Below are 19189 nucleotides of genomic sequence, written 5' to 3'. Positions count from 1 at the left end.
CCGGATCAGGCCACCCGGGCTCCCGGCCGGAGCGGCCGGGCCGGGTCAGCAGGGCCGGGTCAGCAGGGGCGGATCAGCAGGGGCGGAGCGAGGTGAGGGCGTCGTTGAAGGCGCTGCCCCGGGTGGCGGGGGCCATCGTGGTGGCGGTGCCCCGGTAGTCCTTGCCGGGGTACCAGCAGTAGGTGACGGGCGAGTTGTTGACCCAGGCGGAGACGCCCCCGGTGCCGGTGAACCGGGAGCCGTCGGGCAGGCGGAGGAGCCCGGTGTCGGTGAGCGCGGTGCCGGGCAGCAGGGCGACGGCGGCGTGGTCGTAGTGGACGCCGTCGTAGAGGCAGACCCAGCCGGCCGGGCAGTCGACGTGCCGGGCGGGACGGCTGTCGCCGTTGAGGACGTGCACGCCGGGCGGGTTGCCGGCGGGTGCCTCCACGGGCGCCGCCGCGGACGTCCCCACCGGCGCGGCGAGGGCCGGGGCGGCGCCGAGCGGGAGCAGGGCCAGGGCGAGAACGAGCGGGCGCAGGTGCATCGGTCGGGTCCTCACGGGGAGTCGGGTCCCGGTCCGGCCGGTGCCGGTGGGCGGGGCGGGGCGGCGGCTGGTCAGGCGTTCCACGGCGTTCCCAGCAGCCTGAGGTCGGTGGCCCGGTCGGCGGGGTCGGCGGTCCACCACACCTGGGCGTTGGCGCCCTTCTTGATGGCGAAGTCGGCGGACACGGCCTGCTGCGGCCCGACCTGCCGCCAGACGACGTCGCGGGTGCCCTTGAGGGTGGCGGCGCACTTCGCGGCGTCGAGGTTGGGGGCCTTGCCGCCGTCGCAGTCGTGGACGACCAGCGAGAGGTCGGCGTCGGCGGGGCTCGTGTTGGTGAAGACCAGGCGTCCGCCGCCGGCGGTCTCGCACCAGGTGACGGTGCCGCCGGTGACGGGGACCGCGGGGCCGACGGCGCCGGTGCAGGCGGGTTCGGTGTCGCGGGCGGCGGGCGGGGCCGCGGCGGGACCGGGGCCGGGCGCGGAGCCGGGGCCGGGCGCGGGGGCGAGGGCGGTCAGGGCGAGGACGGCGGCGGTGGCGGCGAGGGCCGCCGGGAGGTGGCGGCGCCGGGGGGTGCGGGGCATGGCTCTCCTGCTCGGGTGCGGAGCCCGTGGGACGGGGCGGGCCGCCGATCCGCTCGGCGGTCACGCTCAGTCATCACCAGGAGGGGTGGCCGCCTATCGCTTCGTTGACGCACTGTCACCCGATCGGCCAGCCCCGGGTCCTCGCCCGGTCAATCCGCCCGCCCCGCCCGCCCCGCCCGGCCGAGCGCGGGGCGGGCCGGTCAGCGCGGGGCGAGGCCGGCCAGCAGCAGGTCGACGACGGCGTCCAGGTCGGCGTCGTTGGCCGGGGCGGTCCAGTCGGCGGCGTGCGCGGGGTGGTGGAAGCGGGCGGTGGCCTGGAAGACGGCGCGGCCCGCGACGGCCGGGTCGGCCGCGGTGAGATCGCCCGCGGCGACCCCGGCGGCGACGATCCGGGCGAGCTGTCCGGCCAGTTCGTCCTCGTGCGCGGTGACGATGCCGGTCGCGTCGCCCACCAGTTCCCGGAACGTGCGCTGCAGTTCCGGGTCCTGGAGGGCGTAGTCCCGCTTGGTCGTGTTGAGGGCGCGGACCCAGCCGCGCAGCCGCTCGGGGGCCGGCACGGCCGGGTCGTCGGCGATCGCGGCCATCGGGGCGGACGTCCGGCGCAGCCAGCGTTCGGCGACCGCTTCGCGCAGCGCGGCCTTGGTGCCGAAGTGGCGGTAGACGCTGCCGTGGCTGACGCCGAGCGCGCGGGCGACGTCCACCACGGTCGCCTTGGCGGGGCCGTAGCGGCGCAGGACGTCCTCGGCGGTGTCGAGGATCCGCTCGGCGGTCAGCTGTTCGGTCATGGCCCCGAGGTTACCGTTCGGGCCGGTCGCGGCCGGTGCGGGCCCGCTCCCCCGGCGTCCGTGCTACCGCTCGCTGTCGAGCATCGCCATCTGCGCCGGGTCGTAGCGTTCGCCGCGGGCGGCGTCGGCGGGCACGGCGGCCTCGATGGCGGCGAGGTCGGCGGGGGTGAGGGTGACGTCGAGGGCGCCGAGCGCCTCGTCGAGGCGGTCGCGGCGGCGGGCGCCGATCAGCGGGACCAGGCCGTCGCCGCGGCCGAGCACCCAGGCGATGGCGAGTTGGGCGACCGTGACGCGCTTGTCGGCGGCGATCGCCCGCAGGGCCTCGACCAGGGCGAGGTTGTGGTCGAGGGCGTCGCCGCTGAAGCGCGGCAGGTGGGCACGGAAGTCGCCGTCGGCGGCCTGCGGCTTCCAGTGGCCGCTGATCAGGCCGCGCGAGAGCACGCCGTAGGCGGTGACGGCGACGCCGAGCTCGTTCGCGGTGGGCAGGATGTCCTGCTCGATGCCGCGCGAGATCAGCGAGTACTCGATCTGCACGTCGGTGATCGGGTGGACGGCGTGGGCGCGGCGCAGCGTGTCGGCGCCGACCTCGGAGAGGCCGATGTGCCGGATCCAGCCCTTGTCGACCAGTTCGGCGAGGGTGCCGACGACGTCCTCGATCGGGATCTCGGGGCTGATCCGGGCCGGGCGGTAGACGTCGATGTGGTCGGTGCCGAGCCGCTGGAGGCTGTAGGCGACGAAGTTCTTGATCGCGGCGGGGCGCAGGTCCACTCCGAGGAAGCCGCCGTCGGCGTCGCGCAGCGCCCCGAACTTGACGCTGATGACGGCCCGGTCGCGGTCGCGGCCGCGCAGCGCCTCCTGGAGCAGCATCTCGTTGTGCCCCATGCCGTAGAAGTCGCCGGTGTCGAGCAGCGTGACGCCCCGGTCGAGGGCGGCGTGCACGGTGGCGATGCTCTCGGCCCGGTCTGCCGGGCCGTACATGCCGGACATGCCCATCAGCCCCAGGCCGAGGCGGGAGACGGAGGGGCCGGTGGTGCCGAGCGTGGTGTTCTCCATGGCTCCACCGTACGCCCATCCGCTGACAGATTTCAAAATCTGTCAGTCCAATTTTGTCAAAGCTTGGTCCTGGCCCCGGCGGCCCCGGTCAGCGGAGGCGGGCGAGGATCTCCCGGTGGTGGCCGCTGACCTCCGGCAGGTCGTCCGGCCGGGCCCAGCGGTGGGCGTCGTGCTCGGTGAGGGTGACGGGGGCGCCGTCGGGGACGGCCGCGGTGAAGGCGAACTGGCGGGCCCGCAGGCCGGTGCGGCCGGTGAAGTCGGCGGCGTGCAGGTAGGCGAGGGCGAGCCCGGTGAGGCCGGTCTCCTCGGCGAGTTCGCGGGCCGCGCCGTCCCGCGGGTGCTCGCCGGGTTCGAGCGAGCCGCCGGGGATCTCCCACCACCCGCCGAGGTAGTCCTCCGGGCTGCGCCGGACCAGCAGGATCCGCCCGCTGCCGTCCCGCACCACCACCCCGCCCAGCAGTTCGGCGATGCCCTCGTCGCGGGCCTGCCGGACGAGTTCCCGGAAGTCGGTCACCGTGTTCCCCCTTCGTGCGTGTGCGTCGGCCCGGACCCTACCCGCCCCGCGGCCACGGGAGGCCGGGCCGCGGGGCGGGATCCCGGCCGGGCCGCCGCCGGGCCCACGGGCCTCCCGGGCGGCCCGGCTTGTAGGCTCGCAGGGAACGGCTCTGATTTCTTGAAGGGGGATCCCGGTGCGCGCCCGTCGGTGGATAACTGTGGTCGCTGGAGTGGTCGCGCTGAGCGGCCCGACGCTCGCGTACGCCCGGGGCGGTGGCGGCAGCCACGGGTTCGGGGGCGGCGGTGGCGGCGGTGGCAGCCACGGTGGTGGTGGCGGCGGCTTCCACGGCGGCGGCTTCGGCTACGGGTTCGTGGCCGGCAGCGGGGGCGGCGGCGGGTTCGTGGCCCTGCTGGTGATCGTGGCGATCCTCGTCCTGTTCCTGTGGATCAGGTCCCGGCGCCGGAAGGCCAAGCAGGCGGCCGGCCTGAACACGGTGTCGGACCGCGCAGCGCACCGCGCGGACGAGCAGGCGCGCGAGCGGGCCGTCCGGATCGGGGCCCGGGTCGACGCCCTCGCCGAGACCGACCCGACCTTCGAGCGCGGCGCGCTGGAGACCCGGGCGGTCTGGCTGTACACCACCGCCCAGCAGGCCTGGACCCGCAACGACCACGCGGTGCTGCAGCAGATCCTGTCCCCGGTGCTCTACGGCAAGTGGGCCGAGGAACTGCAGGACTACGCCTCGCGCGGCGAGGTCAACGTGGTGGAGGTCGTCTCCGGCCCCAACGTCGAGCTGGTCGACCTGGCGAACCGCACCGGCGAGGTGAACGACACCGTCACCTTCCGGATCACCGCGACGCTCAACGACTACGTGCGCAGCGGCTACGGCACCGACGCCGCGCGCAAGGACGGCTCGACCCGCCCGGTCGAGTACTGGACGCTGCGCAAGAACCAGGCCGGGGAGTGGATCGTCTCCTCGATCGAGCAGGCGGCCGAGGGCGCGCACCACCTGACCAACGCCGTCGAGACGGACGGCTGGGACCAGCGGGAGGTCGCCCGCGAGGCGGTGCTCGAGGTGGCCGGGAAGACCGCGGTCCGGGGCGCGGGCGACATCCTGTCGCTCACCAACATCTCGTGGAGCGCGGACGCCGACGCCGCCGTCGGCGACCTGAGCGTGCTCGACGGCCGGTTCGACCGGGCCGTCCTGGAGGTCGCCGTCGAGCGCTTCCTCGAGGAGTGGGTGATGAACGACGGCAGCCTGGACTTCACCTCCGTGCGCACGCCCGACCGGACCGTCATGCGCGAGGCCGTCATCAAGTCGGTCACGGTGCGCTCGCTGCTCTCCCGCGAGCCGATCGTCTTCCGGGTCGCGGTCGCCGCGGAGGGCGTCTACTACGAGGTCGACCGGCGCACCGAGCAGGTGCTCCGCGGCGACGCCCGCACCCGCCGGCCGCTCGCCTTCGCGTTCGACCTGCGGATGGACGACGCCTCGGCCGACACCTGGACCGTGGTCGCCGCCACCCGGAGTAGCCGACCGCGCCCCGCAGCCCGGCCGGGGCGCCCGCGCGTGTGCGCGGGCGCCCCGGCCGGTCCGGTGCGGGGTCAGCTCGCGGGGACGGTGTCCTTGAACGCGGTGCCGGCCGTGCGCAGTGCGGCGACGTTCGAGGCGACCTGGGCGGGGCTGAGCACCTGGTCCTTGACGAAGTACAGGTAGTCGACCTGCTCGTCGTACGAGCGCGGGGTGTTGGAGTACTGGCCCGCGAGGTCGATCAGCCAGTGGTTGAAGTCGATGAACTGCGGGGTCTCGGGCAGGTAGGGCTCGCCGTGGGTGGCGACGACCTGGCCGTCGATCCAGTAGGTGATGTTGCTGTTGTCGATGGTGAACTGCAGCAGGTGCCAGCCGTCGTAGGACTGGCGCTGCTCGCCGTGGGTGTTGACGGCGTTCCACGGGTCCGGGTTGTAGGTCTCCCAGCTGGTCTCGTACATGATGTTGCTCTGCTCGCCCCAGCCGCCGTTGGGCAGGTACTCGAAGTCCTCCTCGCCGTAGTTCGGGTCCATCGGGGCGTTGAGCGGGGTGAAGCCGAAGAAGGTCTGGTTGATGTGGTCGCCGTCGGGGCCGCTGTTCGGGGCGTCGGCGAACTTGACCCGGGCCGCGTAGGTGCCGTTCTTGAACTTGCGCGCGGTGGTCTGGATCTCGGTCTCCTTGGTGCCGGAGGCCGTGCCGTCGGTGGTCAGCCGCAGGTTGAGCACCTTGCTGCCGCCGACGGTCGGGAAGGTGACGTCGGCCGGGGACCAGGTGGCGCCGGCGACGCCGGGGCCGCCCTGTCCGGACTTGACGGTCCAGCCGTGCTGCTGGACGGCGGCGTCGGAGCTGGTGTTGTAGGAGAAGTCGTCGAACAGGACGGGGGCGTTCGGGTCGACCGGCGGGGTGGAGGTGGAGCCGGACGGGGACGGCGAGGGGGACGAACTGGGCGACGGGGACGGGTTGTTGCCGGTGGGGGCGGTCCCCCAGGTCAGCGCGCCGTCCTCCTGCAGGGTGACCTTCTGCCAGTCGGCGTAGCCGGTCTGGGTGCCGCTGAAGGAGTAGTCGTCGGACTGGGTGAGGGTCTGCCAGTCGGAGCGGTAGAAGCGCAGCTGCATGTCGCCGGTGGACTGGCCGGGGGCGAGCGAGCCGGCTCCGGCGGTGAAGCCGATCTCCAGGTAGCGGTCGGCGGTGGCGGTGGGGTTGGCCAGGGTGCCGAAGGTGCCGGTGATGTTGCCGCAGCCCTTGACCGCCCAGGAGCAGGCGAAGCGGTAGGTGGTCGACGGGCCGTCGGACTTGAAGTAGTAGCGCAGGGTGATCCGGCTGAGCGCGACGGTGCTGCTGCCGGTGTTGGTGACCTGCAGCCAGGGCTCGGACTGGTCGGCGGTCGCGCCGGAGGCGCTGGTGCGGTACTGGACGCTGAACGCGTCGGCGGCCGAGGCCGGGGCGACGGTCAGCGCGGTGGCGGCGAGGCCGGCCGCGGTGATCGCGGCGGCCGCGGCGAGCCGGGCGCGCCGGCTGGTGGTGCGGGGGCGTGCGGACACGGTGGTTCCTTCCGTGGGGGGGGAGTGCCCCGCGGTGCGGCGGGGCGGAGGGACGTTCCGGCGGTGCACGTGCGGGGTGCGGCGGCGGAGGTGGTCCGCGTGCTGCGGGCGGCCGCTGACGGTGGGTCGGCGGCCGGGTCTGTGGGGGGTGTTCAGGTGGTGGCCGGCTCGCGTTCGGCGTGGTGGACGCCGAGGGCGGCGAGGCGGGGGCGGTGCGCGGCGAGGGCGGGCAGGAAGTCGCGGGCGTAGTCGCTGGCGGGGTTCCAGGCCCGGTCGGCGATGGCGCACAGCCGGGGGTAGGCGAGGTAGTCGAAGTGCTCGGCGGTGGTGACGAACTCGCTCCACAGCTGGGCCTGGGTGCCGAGTACCCGGGCCCGTTCGGCCTCGTCCCAGTGCGCGGGGGCGGCCTGGTGGGCGTGCGCGGTGGGCAGGTCGACGACGTGGTCGGCCTGGCCGAGCGGTTCGCCGGGGCGGGCGGACTGCGGGTAGTCGAGGTAGGTGGCGCGGTGCGGGGCCATCACCACGTCGTGGCCGCGGCGGGCGGCGTCCCGGCCGTGGTCGGCGTCCCGCCAGGGCATCACGGTGAACTCGACGGGCAGCGTGGCGCCGTCGGTCTCGGCCCAGCAGACCGGGACGCGGCCGGCGTCCAGCAGGTGCCGGCCGACCTCGCCGAGGAACCAGCCGCGCAGCCGGGCGGGGGTGGCGAGGCCGAGTTCGGCGGCCCGGCGGCGGGCGGCGGGGCTGTGCTCCCACTCGGTGGTGGGGCACTCGTCGCCGCCGAGGTGGACGTAGCGGGAGGGGAACAGCTCCATCGTCTCGTCCAGCACGGTGCGGCAGAAGGCGAGCGCCTCCTCGTGCACGCCGAGCACCGTCTCGCACACGCCCCAGTCGGTCCACACGTCGAGCCGCCGCCCGGGGTGGTTGCCCAGGTGCGGGTAGGCGGCGAGGGCGGCCCGGGTGTGGCCGGGCATGTCGATCTCGGGGACGACGGTGACGCCGCGTTCGGCGGCGTGGGCGACCAGGCGGCGCAGTTCGGCCTTGGTGTAGGAGCCCTGGTGCGGCTGGGCGTCGTAGGCGGTGGAGCCGGCGTGGCCGACCATGCTGCGGGCGCGGCGGGCGCCGATGCCGGTGAGTTCGGGGTAGGCGTCGACGGGCAGCCGCCAGCCCTGGTCGTCGGTCAGGTGCAGGTGCAGGACGTTGAGCTTGTGCAGGGCGATCCGGTCGACGGCGGCGAGCAGGCGTTCCAGGGGCTGGAAGTGCCGGGCGGTGTCGATCATGAATCCGCGCCAGGCGTGCCGCGGCCGGTCGGTGATCCGGACGGCGGGCAGGGTCCACTCGACGCCGGGGACGGGGGTGGCGGAGAGCGCCTCGGGGGGCAGCAGTTGGCGCAGCGTCTGCACGGCGTGCCGCAGGCCGGCGGGGCGGGCGGCGTGCAGGACCACCTGGAACGGGTCGACCGTCAGCCGGTAGCCCTCCTCCCCCAGGTCCCGTTCGCCGGGGTCCAGGGTGAGCGCCACGGTGCCCTCGGGCCCGGGCGCCAGCGGCAGCCCGGTGGCGGGGCGCAGCAGGGTGCGCAGCAGGTCGGCGACGGCGGCGGCTTCGCCGGCGGCGCGCACGGTGGTCCGCTCGGTCAGGGTGAACCGTCCGGCGGCGGGAACGAGGTCGACCGGGGTCGGCAGGATCACGGGGTGGTCTTCTTCCGGGGGTAGGGGCGCGGGCGGGGTGGGCGCGCGGTCGGGGTGGGCGTGCTGGCGGGGTGGCTGTGCTGACGGGGTGTCAGCCTTTGACGGCGCCGGCGGTCATGCCGGTGGTGACCTTGTTCTGCAGGAACAGGAAGACCAGCAGCACGGGGAGCATGAAGAGGGTGGCGGCGGCCATGGTGGCGCCCCAGTCGGTGCCGAAGACGTTGGCGAAGGAGGAGAGCCAGACCGGGAGGGTGCGGGCGTCCTGGTTCTTGATGATCAGGGTGTTGGCGAAGGCGAACTCGTTCCAGGCGGTGATGAAGCCGAACAGCGAGGTGGCGAGCAGGCCGGGGGCGAGCAGCGGGAGGGTGATGCGGCGGAAGGCGGCGGCCCGGGTGCAGCCGTCGACCTGGGCGGCTTCCTCGAGTTCGGCGGGGACGGCGGCGAGGAAGCCGCGCAGGGTGACGATGGTGAAGGGGAGGGTGGTCATGAAGTAGACCAGGGTGAGCATGCTGAGGCTGTCGAGCATGTCGGTGTCGCGGGCGATCACGTACATCGGGATCAGCAGGGCTTCCCAGGGAGCCATCTGCGCGGTGAAGACCAGCAGCAGGAACGCTCGGCGGCCGCGCCAGCGCAGTCGGCCGACGGCGTAGGCGGCGAGCAGCGCGACGAGCAGGGAGAGCAGGACGGCGCCGAGGGTGACCAGCAGGCTGTTGCGCCAGTAGCCGCCGAAGCCGGGGGCGTGGATCGCGGTGGAGAAGTGGTCGAGGGTGGGGTGCAGGGGCAGGAAGGTGGGGGTGGCGGACTGGATCTCGGCGGTGGGTTTGAAGGCGGTGGCCACCATCCAGTAGACGGGGAAGGCGGCGGTGACGAGGACGGCGAGCGCGGCGAGGTTGAGCGGCAGGCGGCGCAGCCGGCGGGGGGCGAGCGGGGTGCGGGGGGCGAGCGGGGTGCGGGTGGAGGGGAGGGCGCGGGTGGAGGGGAGGTTCACGCCTCGGCTCCTTCCTGGCGGTGCATCCGCCGCAGGGTGGTGACGAGCGCGGCGAGCAGGATCAGCACGGTGAGCGTGGAGGCCGCGGAGCCGAGGTCGTACTTGTGCAGGTTCTGGGCGATCTGGAAGGCGTAGACCGGCAGGGTGGTGGTGGCGCCGTTCGGGCCGCCCTGGCTGACCACCCAGATCTGGGCGAAGCACTTGAAGGTCCAGATCACCTCGAGCGAGGTGACCAGGGCGAACAGCGGACGCAGTACGGGGACGGTGACCAGGCGGAAGGTCTGCCAGGCGCCGGCGCCGTCGATCCGGGCGGATTCGTAGAGCTCGGCGGGGATGGTGGTGAGTCCGCCGTACAGGGTGAGCGCGGCGAACGGGACGGACTGCCAGACCACCAGCAGGACCAGGACGGTGAAGGTGGCGCCGGAGTGGGCGAACCAGGCGTAGTCGTGGTAGCCGTGCAGCCCCAACTGGTCAAGCGCCCAGTTGACCACCCCGAAGCGGGACTGGAACAGCCACTGGAACACGGTGGTGGCGGCGATCACGGGGGTCGCCCAGACCAGGACCAGGGCGCTCATCACGGCCAGCCGCATCCGCCGGCCGAGCCGGACCAGCATCAGGGCGACCAGCGTGCCGAGGCCGGTGATCAGCACGGTGTTGAGCGCGGTCCAGCCGAGGGTGCGGAGGGTGACGGTCCAGAACTTGGGGTCGGTGAGCAGCGTGGTGTAGTTGTCGAACCCGACGAAGGGGGCGCCGCCGCGGATGAGTTCGGCCATCCGGAAGTGCTGGACGGAGATCACCAGGTTGCGGGCGACGGGGTAGAGCAGCAGGTACGCCGCGCCCACCAGGGTCGGGGCGATGAGCAGGTAGGGCCGGATCCGGGTGCGGAGCGGCGGTGACGCGTCGGTGGGCACGGCGGGGTGTTCTCCTGTCGGGGTCGTGCAGTGCGGAGGGGGCCGGGCCCGGGGTCAGTTGCCGCTGAGCGCCTTGGTGATGGCCGCGTCGGCGCTCTTCGCGGCGGCGGCCGGGTCGGCGCCGGTGAGCACCTGGGTCATGTACTGCTTGATCGGGTTGTCGGCCTCGACGGCGGCCCAGTCGGGCGAGTTGGGGGTGGCGTGGCCGTTGGCGGCGCCGGCGGCCATCGCGGTGGCGCCCTCGTTGCCGCTGAGCGCGCCGGCGAGCGTGGTCCGGTTGGGGACGTAGCTCATCTCCTTGGCCATCGCGGTCTGCCACTTGTCCCCGGCCAGGGCCTTGACCACTTCGTAGGCGGCCTGCTGGTGGCGGGAGGACTCGGGGACGATCAGGTCGGAGCCGCCGGTGAAGACCGCGCCGGGCTTGTCGGCGCTCTTGCCGGGGATCGGGAAGAAGCCGAGCTTGTCCTTCAGGTCGGGGGCGGCCTTGAGGATGGCGGCGGCGCCGCCGGGGGTGGAGATCAGCTGGGCGGTGCGGCCCTGGGCGAACACCTCGGCCTGCGGCGGCTTGGCCTCGTCGGAGTCCTTGGGGCCCCGGCCGAGGGCCTGGAGCTGCTGGTAGAAGCCGATCGCGGCCTTGCCCTGCGGGGTGCCCAGGGCGCCGGTCCACTTGCCGTCGGCGCCCTTGACGGCGAGGTCGCCGCCCTCGTCCCAGAGGAAGCCGGCCAGCACGTACCAGGTCTGGCCGGTCAGGTAGATGCCCTCGTTGCCGCCGGTGTTGAGCTTCTGGGTGTCGGCGATCCACTCCTCGCGGGTCTTGGGCGGGGTGGTGATGCCGGCCTGCTGGAACAGGTCCTTGCGGTAGATGACCACCCGGTTGGCGGCGTACCAGGGGATGCCGTACTGCTTGCCGTCGATCTTCCCGGGGTCGGCCAGGCCGGGGATCCAGTCGGAGCCGTTGAGCTCGGCGGTCTTGCCGCTGAGGTCGTGCACGCCGCCACTGGCGGCGTACTGGGCGACCTGGGTGTTGCCGACCTCGATCACGTCGGGGGCGTCCTTGCTGGCCAGGGCGCTGGTGACCTTCTGGCCGATGCCCTCCCACTCCTGGATCTGCACGTCCAGGGTGGTGCCGGGGTGGGTGGCCTCGAAATCGGCCTCGAAGTCCTTCAGGAAGGTGTCGGTGACGCTGTCCTTCATGATCCAGACGGTCAGCCGGGCCGGGCCGGCCGCGTCCTGGGAGCCGGAGCCGGAGGAGCAGGCGGTCAGCGTGGCCGCGCCCAGCAGCAGGGCGGTCGCGGCGCGCAGGATGGTCGGACGTGCGGGGGATCTCACGGTGGGTGCCGCCTCATGGAGTTCGGAGAAGGCCGACTGTTTACCAGTTGGCTCAACTGGTCCGGTCGGTGGTAAGAGAAGGTGGCACAGCCGTTCCGGCCCGTCAAGGCCCCGCGTACCCTCACTATCCGGCCTCCGACCTGCAAGGAATCCTTCCAGTTCGGGGCTTCCGGCGCCGTGACGGCCACTGGTAAGGTCCGCGAACTGGTCTGGTATGGTCTGACCAGTTCGGAGCGAAGGGATGGCACGATGGCGACGGATTCGTCCGGCGGGGCGGGATTGAAGCGCGATCAGGTCCGGGAGTACCTGCGCGAACTGGTCGAGTCACTGACCCCCGGTGACCCGGTGCCGTCCGAACGGACGCTCTGCGTGCAGCTCGGCGTCTCCCGCCCGACGCTGCGCGCCGGGGTGGACGAGCTGGTGGCCGCGGGGCTGCTGGTGCGCGAGCACGGCCGCGGCACCTTCGTCGCCCCCGCCAAGATCGTCCAGGAGCTGACCCCGTCCGGCGGCGGCGATCCGTCCTTCAGCGTGCCCCGGGCGGCCGGGAGTTGGACCAGCCGGGTGCTGGAGCTCAGTGCCCCGCCGGCCGGCGCGGCGATCGGCCGCAAGCTGCGGCTCTCCCCCGCCGCGCCGGTCCTGCACATCGTGCTGCTGCGCCTGGTCGACGGCGAGCCGATGGCCATCGAGCACCTGCACGTCCCCGCCGACCTGCTGCCCGGCCTGGTCCCGGCCGAGCTGGAGCACGGCGACCTCTACCAGTTGCTGGCCGCCCGCGGCGCGCACGTCCACGAGGCCGTCCAGGCCATCGAGCCCACCGTGGTCAACGAGCGCGAGGCCCGCCTGCTGACCATCCCCGCCCTCTCCCCCGCCCTGCGCTTCGAGCGCCTGACCAGCGACGCGGCCGGCCGGCCGGTCGAGTACACCCACTCGCTCTACCGCGGCGACCGCTACCGCATCGTCTCCCGGATCTCGCTCGCCGATCCGACCCCCGCCGCGCCCGGCGACTCCCGCCACCACCCGGGCATCCCGCCGAACGACCTGACCACGCGCGGCACCGGCCCGACCGTCACCACCGGGGACATCCAGCCGCTGCTCTGAGCCGGGCTCCCGGTTCCGGCCCGACCGAGGGCAGGGCGGGGGCTCCGGGGCTGGAGCTCCAAGGCGGGAGCTCCGGAGCCAGCGCTCAGTCGCGCGGGGCGCTGTACCAGCGCCACTCGGCGGGCCGTTCGCGGCCGGGCAGGTCGCCCCGGCCGGTGGCCCAGCGCAGGGTCGGCCAGGGGTCGGTGCCGGTGGGCGCCGCGGGGAAGAGCCGGGCCAGCACCCGGGCGCTGATGTCGGCGGGGGCCGTCCAGTCCAGGTCCAGGCCGAGTGCCAGGTCGTGGGCGTGGGCGAAGAGTTCGACCAGTCCCATGGCGGCGCTGCCCTCGGCGTCCGCCGTCCCGTAGCCGTGGAAGGCCCGGTCCTGCGGCCGGGCCGTCCGGACCATCGCCACCAGCAGCGCCCCGCACGCCTCCAGCACCTGGACCAGGCCCTGCGGCCCGGCCTCCCGCTGGGCGAAGACCGCGTTGGCGGGCTTGCCCGGCGCCTCCCGCCGGTAGCGGAACGGCACGAACCCGACGGCGGGCGGCGACTGCGGCCCGAGCTGGGCGGCGTAGGAGAACAGGTCGTCCGCGAGGTGCTCGGCGGTCTCCCAGCAGCTCCATTCCAGTGTTCCGGCGGGCCGGTCCCAGTCGGCGGCGGCCGCGTCGGGCCTGCTCAGCAGGGCGACGACCAGCCGGACGCCCTCGGCGAGGTCGTCCGCCGTCACCGGGCCGACGGCGTCGGGGAGTTGCGCGTGTTCGTGATCGGTCATCCGCCGAGCGTACTCACCGGCGACAGCCAGGGCTGCCGAGGCGGGAGCCGGGCCCGCACACCGATCCCACCATGTCATCTCGACATCAAGCATCTTGATATCAAGAGATTTCTCGGGCAGAGTGCTCCCCGTACGGACGAACGACCTTCACGGGGACGGTGGGCGGCATGGGCGAGCGCGCGGGGACCGAGGGGCTGCTGGCCCAGTTGCGGCGGCCGCCGGGCGGGCGGGACGGGCGGACGATGCTGCTGACGCTGTTCGTCGACCGGACCGGGACGGGCGTCTGGGCGGCGGCCTGCGTGCTGTACTTCACCGAGGTGGGGCGGCTGACGGCGGCCCAGGTCGGACTGCTGCTGGGCGTCTCCTCGGTGGCGGGCATCGCGGGGACGCCGCTGGCGGGGCGGCTGGCCGCCTCGTCCGGGGTGCGACCGGTGCTGATCGGCTGCCACCTGCTGCGGGTGGCGGCACTGACGGCGGTGCTGTTCTGCTCGGCGTTCACGCCGCTGCTGCTGGTGGTGGCGCTGGCCACGCTCGGCGACCGGGCGGCCCGGGCGATGGAGATGCTGTACGCCACCGAGGTGGCGGGCGAGCGCCGCTCGGCCTACCGGGCGCTGTCGCGCACCGCGATGAACGCCGGGTACGCGGCGGGCGCGGGCCTGGCCGCGCTGGGCCTGGCGGTGGGCACCCCGGCCGCGTACCGGGCGCTGGTGGTCGCCGACGTGGCCTCCTTCCTGGTCGCGGCCGCCCTGGTGGCCACCCTCCGCGAGCCGCACCGCGCCGCCGCCGCACCGGACGGCCCGGGCAGCGGGGCGGCGGCGGACGGGAGCGCCGGCCCGGAGGCCCGGCCGAACCCGTGGCGGGACGCCGGCTACCTGCGCTTCGTCGCCCTGGACGCGGTGCTCACCATCGACGACGCGATCCTGAACGTCGGTCTCCCGCTCTGGCTGATCCACTCCACCCGCGCCCCGCACGCGCTGGTCCCGGCCTTCCTGGCGATCAACACGGTGGTCGTGGTGCTGGCCCAGCTGCGGGTGTCCGCCCTGGTCAGCACGGCCCGCCAGGCGGTCCGGGTGGTCCCGCTGTACGGGTTCGCCGTACTCGGCTGCTGCGCGGCGGCGGCGCTGGCCCACCGGACGGGGGCGGTGGCCGCCTCGGTGCTGCTGCTGGCGGCGGCGGTGCTGGTGACGCTGGCCGAACTGGTCCGCTCGGTGGTCTCCTGGGAGCTGTCGGTGGCCCTGGCCCCGGAGCGGGCCCGCCCCGAGTACCTCGGGGTGGCGGGCATGGCCCACTCCACCGAGAAGGCCGCGGGCCCGCTGCTGCTGACCGGCGCGGTGCTGGCCACCGGCCCGCTGGGCTGGCTGACCCTGGGCGCGGCCACCACGGCGGCGGCCTACGCCCAGCGCCGCTACGGCGCCGTCCGGCTCTCCGTCACCCGGTGACCGCCTCGCCGCCCACCCGGCGACCGCTCGCTGCCCGGGCCGGCGCCCATCCGGCGGCCGCCTCGCCGCTCGGCCCGCCGCTCATCCGGTGAGGTCGGCGACCCGCGCCGCCACCGTCCCGTACAGGTCGCCGACGGTGGCCAGGGCGGCGGCGTGCAGCTGCGCGGCGGGGACGACGGTGCCGTCCGGGCCGGGCAGCGCCCGGGTGGCGCACGCCTCGGCGACCACCGTCGGGCGCCACCCGCCGCGGAACGCCCCCTGTGCGGTGAACGCCACGCACATGTGCGTCATGAACCCGGCCAGCACCAGGTCGCGGCGCGGCCCGTCCCCGTCCAACTCCTCCAGCACGGTGGCGAGTTCGGTGCCGTGGAAGGCGTCCGGGAAGGTCTTGACCACCACCCGTTCGCCCTCCGCCGGGGCGACCGGCGCGCTGATCGCCCCGATCTCGGCCCGGATGTCGTACGGCGTCCCCGGCCCGCCGTCGTTGACCACGTGCACCGCCGGGGCCCCGGCCGTCCGGGCCGCCGCCAGCAGCCGGGCACCCGCCGCGAGCGCCTGTTCGGCGCCGTCGAGCGCCATCACGCCCTCCCGGTAGGTGTTCTGGTAGTCGATCAGCACGACGATCGAGTCGGCGAGCTTCGGCAGGGCGTCGTCCAGGCCGATCACCGTGCGCAGCGTCGCGGAAGCGGAAGTCGCGTCGTTTTCCATGCTCATGTCAGTAACGTCCTCGCAGGTCGGGATGGGTGCGGGTGGTACGGGTGGTACGGGTGGAGCGGGTTCAGGCCCCTTCGGGCCGTACCCGGAAGCGTCTGCGGTAGGCGGCCGGGGTGGTTCCCAGGCGGCGGCGCAGCGTGCGGTGGAGCGTCTCGACGGAGCCGAGGCCGCTGGCGGCGGCCACCTGTTCGAGCGGTTGGTCGGTGCCCTCCAGCAGGCGCCGGGCGGCCTCCAGGCGGGCGGCCTCGACGTAGGCGGCCGGGGTCGTGCCGGTCTCCTGCCGGAAGATCCGGGCGAAGTGGCGTTCGCTCAGGCACATCCGGGCGGCCAGCGCCCGGGCGGAGAGGTCGCCGTCGGGGTGGTCGGCGATGTGCAGGCGCAGGTCGTCGATGTCCCGGCGGGTGGTGGGCGGGCTGCTGAGCGGGACGGAGAACTGGCTCTGCCCGCCCTGCCGCTTGAGGTACATCACCAGTTGCCGGGCGACGGCCATGGCGAGTTCCTCGCCGTGGTCCTCGGCGACCAGGGCCAGCGCGAGGTCCATGCAGGCGCTGATCCCGGCGCCGGTCCAGACCGTTCCGGAGCGGACGAAGATCGGGTCCGGGTCGACCGTCACCTCCGGGTGGTCGGCGGCGAGTTGGGCTGCCGTCGACCAGTGGGTGGTGGCGCGCCGCCCGTCCAGCAGTCCGGCGGCGGCGAGCAGGTGGGCTCCGGCGCAGACCGAGGCGACCCGCCGGGCGGACGGGGCGGTCCGGGCCGCCCAGGCGACCACGTCGGGGTCGATCCGGGCCCGGGGCCCGTCCGGTCCGGGGTCGACGGCGCCGGGGACGAGCAGGGTGTCCAGCCGGCCGTCGACCTGGTCGAACGTCAGGTCGACGGCCAGCCGGACGCCGGCCGAGGTGCGGACCAGTCCCCCGGTCGGGCCGGCCAGTTCGACCCGGTAGCCGGCCCGGCCGCCGCTCTCCCGGCCGGCCAGGGCGAACACCTCGGCCGGACCGGTGACGTCGAGCAGGTCGACGTCGGGGAAGACCGCGATCACGACGCGGCGTTCGGTGCTGGGCATGCCCCCATCCTCGGCTGCCCGGCCCGGTGGCCGCAATGACACTGTTCTGTCGGATCCGGCCATCGGTCCTGCCGCGGCGGCCCGGAGCGCGGGCCCGCGCTCCCGGTCGGCCCGGCCGGGAGCGCGGAGCAGCCCGCAGGCTCAGCGCTCGGGGTCCCAGCGGCCGGCTGCGGCGGCCTCGGCGAGGTGGGCCTCGAAGGTGCGGGGCGGGCGGCCGAGGGCCTGTTCGGTGCCGTCGCCGAGGTCCGCGCCGCGGCCTTCGCGGACCTCGGTGAGCAGGCCGGCCAGGCGGCGGGCGGCTTCGACGGGGGTGCCGTGGGCGGTCGCGGCGGCGACGAACTGCTCGGCGGTGACGTCCTGGTGGCGGACCGTCCGGCCGGTGGCGGCGGAGATCAGCGCGGCGGCCTCGCCGAAGCCGATCGCCCGGGGGCCGGTCAGCCGGTAGGTGCGTCCGGCGTGCCGGCCCTCCCCGTCCCCGTCCCCGCCCCCGGCGAGGGCCGCGGCGGCGACCTCGGCGATGTCCTCGGCGTCGACGAACGGGGTGCGCCCGTCTCCGACGGGCAGGGCGAGGACGCCGGAGAGGACGGCCGGGCGCCAGAAGGTCTCGCTGAAGTTCTGGGCGAACCAGCCGGGTTGCAGGATCGTCCACTCGGCGCCGCTGTCCCGGACGGCCTGCTGGGCGGCCTTGAGCGGGTGGCTGTCGTCGGCCCGGTCGACGCCGTACGCGGAGAGCAGCACCAGCCGCCGGACGCCCGCCGCGACGGCGTGGTCGACCAGCAGCGGGAGGCGCTCGCGGCGGCCGGTGGCGGGCCGCAGCGCGGGTTCGACCAGGTAGAGGGCGCTGACGCCGTCGAGCGCGGGGGCCCAGCCCGCCGGGTCGTCCAGGTCGAGTCGGTGGTCGCCGCCGGTGCGGGCGGCGGTGCGGACGGAGTGCCCCTGGGCGGCCAGGCGGCGGGCGACGCGGCGGCCGGTGGTGCCGGTGCCGCCGAGGACGAGGATCGTGTTCATGGCTCCAGCCAACCCGCCCGGGCCGGGACGATCCATGGGTCGGCGTCCCGATTCCCTCGGTGATCGTCCCGGCGGCCCCGGCGTCTCCGGCGTCCCCGGCGTCCTTGGCCGGTGCCCGGCGGGTGCGCTCAGCGGATGTCGTGGTCCGGGTGCTCCAGGTCGTAGGCGTGGCGGGCCTCGGCGATGGCGGAGCGGTGGGCGAGCGACCAGTCGGCGAGCGCCTTGACCAGGTGGGTCAGTCCGGCGCCGGTCCCGGTCAGCCGGTAGTCGACCTGGGCCGGGACGGTCGGGTAGACGGTGCGCAGCACGAGGCCGTCGCGTTCGAGCCGGCGCACGGTGAGGGTGAGCATGCGCTGGGAGATGCCCTCGACGGCGCGCTGCAGTTCGCGGAACCGGCGCGGCCCGCCCGCCAGTTCGACGACCACCAGCACCGACCACTTGTCGCCGATCCGGTCCAGCACGTCGCGGATGCCGCAGTCCGGGTGGTCGTGGCGTCCGCAGGGGTCGAGCTCGGCGGGGGTGGTTACCCCGGTGTGCGTGGGTGACATGGAACTGCCTCCTTGTGGCCGTCCGGTCCGCGATCGAGGATCAAGCCTAGTTACCGAAGAGAACCACGACCGGTGGACACCACGGGCAGCGGGCACCACGGGCGGCGGGCGCCGCAGCCGACGGGCAGCACGGCCGGTGGGAACCACCACGGAAGGCGGCGACGGACATGATCCTGGTGACGGGAGCGGGCGGGAACCTCGGCTCGGCCACCCTGGCGGCCCTGCACGCCCGGGGCGTCCCCGCGACGGGCGGCAGCCGCTCGCCGGGCCCGGGGGTGCGGCGGCTCGACTTCGACGACCCCGCGGGCCTCGACCTCACCGGGGTGTCGACCCTGGTGCTGGTCTCGGCCGGCTACGCCGAGGACGACCTGGTGGTCGCCCGGCACGCGGCTGCCCTGGCCGCGGCCGTCCGCGACGGCGTCCGCCACGTCGTGTACACCAGCCTGACCACCGCCGGCGACCACCTCGGCTTCGCGCTCGCGCACCGGGCCACCGAGCGCCTGGTGCGGGAGAGCGGGCTGTCCTGGACGATCCTGCGCAACGGCCTGTACGCCGAGCTCTTCGGCGGTCTGCTGACCTGGTCCGGGGACGGGCTGGAGTCGGCGTTCGGGGACGGCGCGCTGGCCGCGGTCGCCCGGGCGGACCTGGCCGAGGTGGCGGCGCTGGTCGCGGCGGACCCGGCGGCCCACCGCGGGCGCGTCCGCGACCTCGTCGGCCCGCCGGTCACCGCGGGCCTGGTCGCCGACCGGCTCGGGGTGCCGCACCGCACCGTCGGCCTGGGCGAGTACCGGCGCCGACTGCTGGAGGAGACGCCGGGGCTGCTGCCCTTCCAGCCGCCCATGCTGGCCTCGATCGCCACCGGCGTCCGGCACGGCTTCCTGGACGGCGCCGACCCCGCCCTGACCGACCTGCTCGGCCGCCCGGCCCGCGACCCGCTGACCGTCGCGGCGGCGGCCGCGTCCGCCACGCGCCCGGCGATCACGCGCCCGGCGACGGGCCTGCGGCCGCGGCCCTGAACGGCGGGCCACCACGGCCGGGGTCCCGGCTGCGGTTGCGACCGCGGCTGCGACTGCGGGCCGTCCGGCACTGCGACCGCGTGCGTCCTCGGCCACCCGGCCGCTCCGGCCCGGCCGCGCCGACGCGGCCGCCCCGAC

19 protein-coding genes are annotated in these 19189 nt (G+C 74.9%); 4 read left to right on the top strand and 15 right to left on the bottom strand.

The genetic code is table 11. From position 1 onward, the window contains the following. Window positions 1-73: 73 nt before the first annotated feature. The 5 genes from EDD39_RS25715 to EDD39_RS25695 form a co-directional block, all read right to left on the bottom strand. Window positions 74-523 carry a peptidase inhibitor family I36 protein gene (locus tag EDD39_RS25715; RefSeq protein WP_123560887.1) on the bottom strand — a complete coding sequence of 150 codons (450 nt, stop codon included), beginning with the start codon at window positions 521-523 and terminating at the stop codon, window positions 74-76. A 71-nt stretch (window positions 524-594) separates the two neighbouring features. Beyond that, window positions 595-1104, bottom strand: coding sequence for a hypothetical protein (locus EDD39_RS25710; RefSeq protein ID WP_123559735.1), 510 nt, complete (start codon window positions 1102-1104; stop codon window positions 595-597). A 200-nt stretch (window positions 1105-1304) separates the two neighbouring features. After that, window positions 1305-1889, bottom strand: coding sequence for a TetR/AcrR family transcriptional regulator (locus tag EDD39_RS25705; RefSeq protein WP_123559733.1), 585 nt, complete (start codon window positions 1887-1889; stop codon window positions 1305-1307). 63 nt (window positions 1890-1952) lie between these two features. Next, window positions 1953-2942, bottom strand: a complete 990-nt coding sequence (locus EDD39_RS25700; RefSeq protein ID WP_123559731.1) for an aldo/keto reductase — start codon at window positions 2940-2942, stop codon at window positions 1953-1955. 88 nt (window positions 2943-3030) lie between these two features. Beyond that, window positions 3031-3456: an NUDIX hydrolase gene (locus EDD39_RS25695; RefSeq protein ID WP_162870128.1), complete on the bottom strand. Its 426-nt coding sequence runs from the start codon at window positions 3454-3456 to the stop codon at window positions 3031-3033. Between the two features lie 199 nt (window positions 3457-3655). On the opposite strand from EDD39_RS25695, the gene EDD39_RS25690 reads away from it, so the two are divergent. Beyond that, window positions 3656-5149: a TIM44-like domain-containing protein gene (locus EDD39_RS25690; protein ID WP_244257042.1), complete on the top strand. Its 1494-nt coding sequence runs from the start codon at window positions 3656-3658 to the stop codon at window positions 5147-5149. Here EDD39_RS25690 and EDD39_RS25685 read toward each other — a convergent pair. From EDD39_RS25685 to EDD39_RS25665, 5 genes are all read right to left on the bottom strand, one after another. Beyond that, window positions 5038-6501 carry a cellulose binding domain-containing protein gene (locus EDD39_RS25685; protein ID WP_123559727.1) on the bottom strand — a complete coding sequence of 488 codons (1464 nt, stop codon included), beginning with the start codon at window positions 6499-6501 and terminating at the stop codon, window positions 5038-5040. The two genes, EDD39_RS25690 and EDD39_RS25685, sit on opposite strands and share 112 nt — an antisense overlap. Window positions 6502-6653: 152 nt before the next feature. Continuing rightward, window positions 6654-8186: a beta-N-acetylhexosaminidase gene (locus EDD39_RS25680; protein ID WP_123559725.1), complete on the bottom strand. Its 1533-nt coding sequence runs from the start codon at window positions 8184-8186 to the stop codon at window positions 6654-6656. 91 nt (window positions 8187-8277) lie between these two features. After that, window positions 8278-9174, bottom strand: coding sequence for a carbohydrate ABC transporter permease (locus EDD39_RS25675; protein ID WP_167518082.1), 897 nt, complete (start codon window positions 9172-9174; stop codon window positions 8278-8280). Then, window positions 9171-10085 (bottom strand): carbohydrate ABC transporter permease, encoded by a 915-nt coding sequence (locus EDD39_RS25670; protein WP_208765583.1) that lies wholly within the window; start codon window positions 10083-10085, stop codon window positions 9171-9173. Before EDD39_RS25670 ends, EDD39_RS25675 begins: the two co-directional genes overlap by 4 nt. 54 nt (window positions 10086-10139) lie before the next feature. Next, window positions 10140-11414, bottom strand: a complete 1275-nt coding sequence (locus tag EDD39_RS25665; RefSeq protein ID WP_123559723.1) for an extracellular solute-binding protein — start codon at window positions 11412-11414, stop codon at window positions 10140-10142. A gap of 249 nt (window positions 11415-11663) precedes the next feature. Between EDD39_RS25665 and EDD39_RS25660 the strand changes: the two genes are divergently transcribed. Further along, a complete protein-coding gene (locus tag EDD39_RS25660; protein ID WP_123559721.1) occupies window positions 11664-12512 on the top strand; it encodes a GntR family transcriptional regulator in 849 nt (282 codons plus the stop codon). A gap of 85 nt (window positions 12513-12597) precedes the next feature. On the opposite strand, the gene EDD39_RS25655 is transcribed toward EDD39_RS25660, so the two are convergent. Then, on the bottom strand, window positions 12598-13266 hold the full coding sequence (locus EDD39_RS25655; RefSeq protein ID WP_123559719.1) for a hypothetical protein: 669 nt from the start codon (window positions 13264-13266) through the stop codon (window positions 12598-12600). Between the two features lie 167 nt (window positions 13267-13433). Between EDD39_RS25655 and EDD39_RS25650 the strand changes: the two genes are divergently transcribed. Further along, window positions 13434-14705 carry an MFS transporter gene (locus tag EDD39_RS25650; RefSeq protein ID WP_208765582.1) on the top strand — a complete coding sequence of 424 codons (1272 nt, stop codon included), beginning with the start codon at window positions 13434-13436 and terminating at the stop codon, window positions 14703-14705. A gap of 81 nt (window positions 14706-14786) precedes the next feature. Here EDD39_RS25650 and EDD39_RS25645 read toward each other — a convergent pair whose 3' ends face one another. From EDD39_RS25645 to EDD39_RS25630, 4 genes are all read right to left on the bottom strand, one after another. Beyond that, window positions 14787-15413 carry an isochorismatase family protein gene (locus EDD39_RS25645; RefSeq protein ID WP_123560879.1) on the bottom strand — a complete coding sequence of 209 codons (627 nt, stop codon included), beginning with the start codon at window positions 15411-15413 and terminating at the stop codon, window positions 14787-14789. Between the two features lie 70 nt (window positions 15414-15483). Then, complete coding sequence (locus tag EDD39_RS25640) at window positions 15484-16479, bottom strand: GlxA family transcriptional regulator (protein WP_123559717.1); 996 nt, start codon at window positions 16477-16479, stop codon at window positions 15484-15486. Window positions 16480-16620: 141 nt separating this feature from the next. Beyond that, window positions 16621-17487, bottom strand: a complete 867-nt coding sequence (locus EDD39_RS25635) for an NAD(P)H-binding protein (RefSeq protein ID WP_123559715.1) — start codon at window positions 17485-17487, stop codon at window positions 16621-16623. A gap of 128 nt (window positions 17488-17615) precedes the next feature. Beyond that, window positions 17616-18035, bottom strand: a complete 420-nt coding sequence (locus EDD39_RS25630; RefSeq protein ID WP_123559713.1) for a winged helix-turn-helix transcriptional regulator — start codon at window positions 18033-18035, stop codon at window positions 17616-17618. A gap of 167 nt (window positions 18036-18202) precedes the next feature. On the opposite strand from EDD39_RS25630, the gene EDD39_RS25625 reads away from it, so the two are divergent. After that, window positions 18203-19051, top strand: a complete 849-nt coding sequence (locus EDD39_RS25625; RefSeq protein ID WP_123559710.1) for an NAD(P)H-binding protein — start codon at window positions 18203-18205, stop codon at window positions 19049-19051. Window positions 19052-19189 lie beyond the last annotated feature (138 nt).

The organism is Kitasatospora cineracea (assembly GCF_003751605.1).
GTDB lineage: Bacteria > Actinomycetota > Actinomycetes > Streptomycetales > Streptomycetaceae > Kitasatospora > Kitasatospora cineracea.
This window is presented reverse-complemented; position numbering and strand designations above follow the sequence as displayed.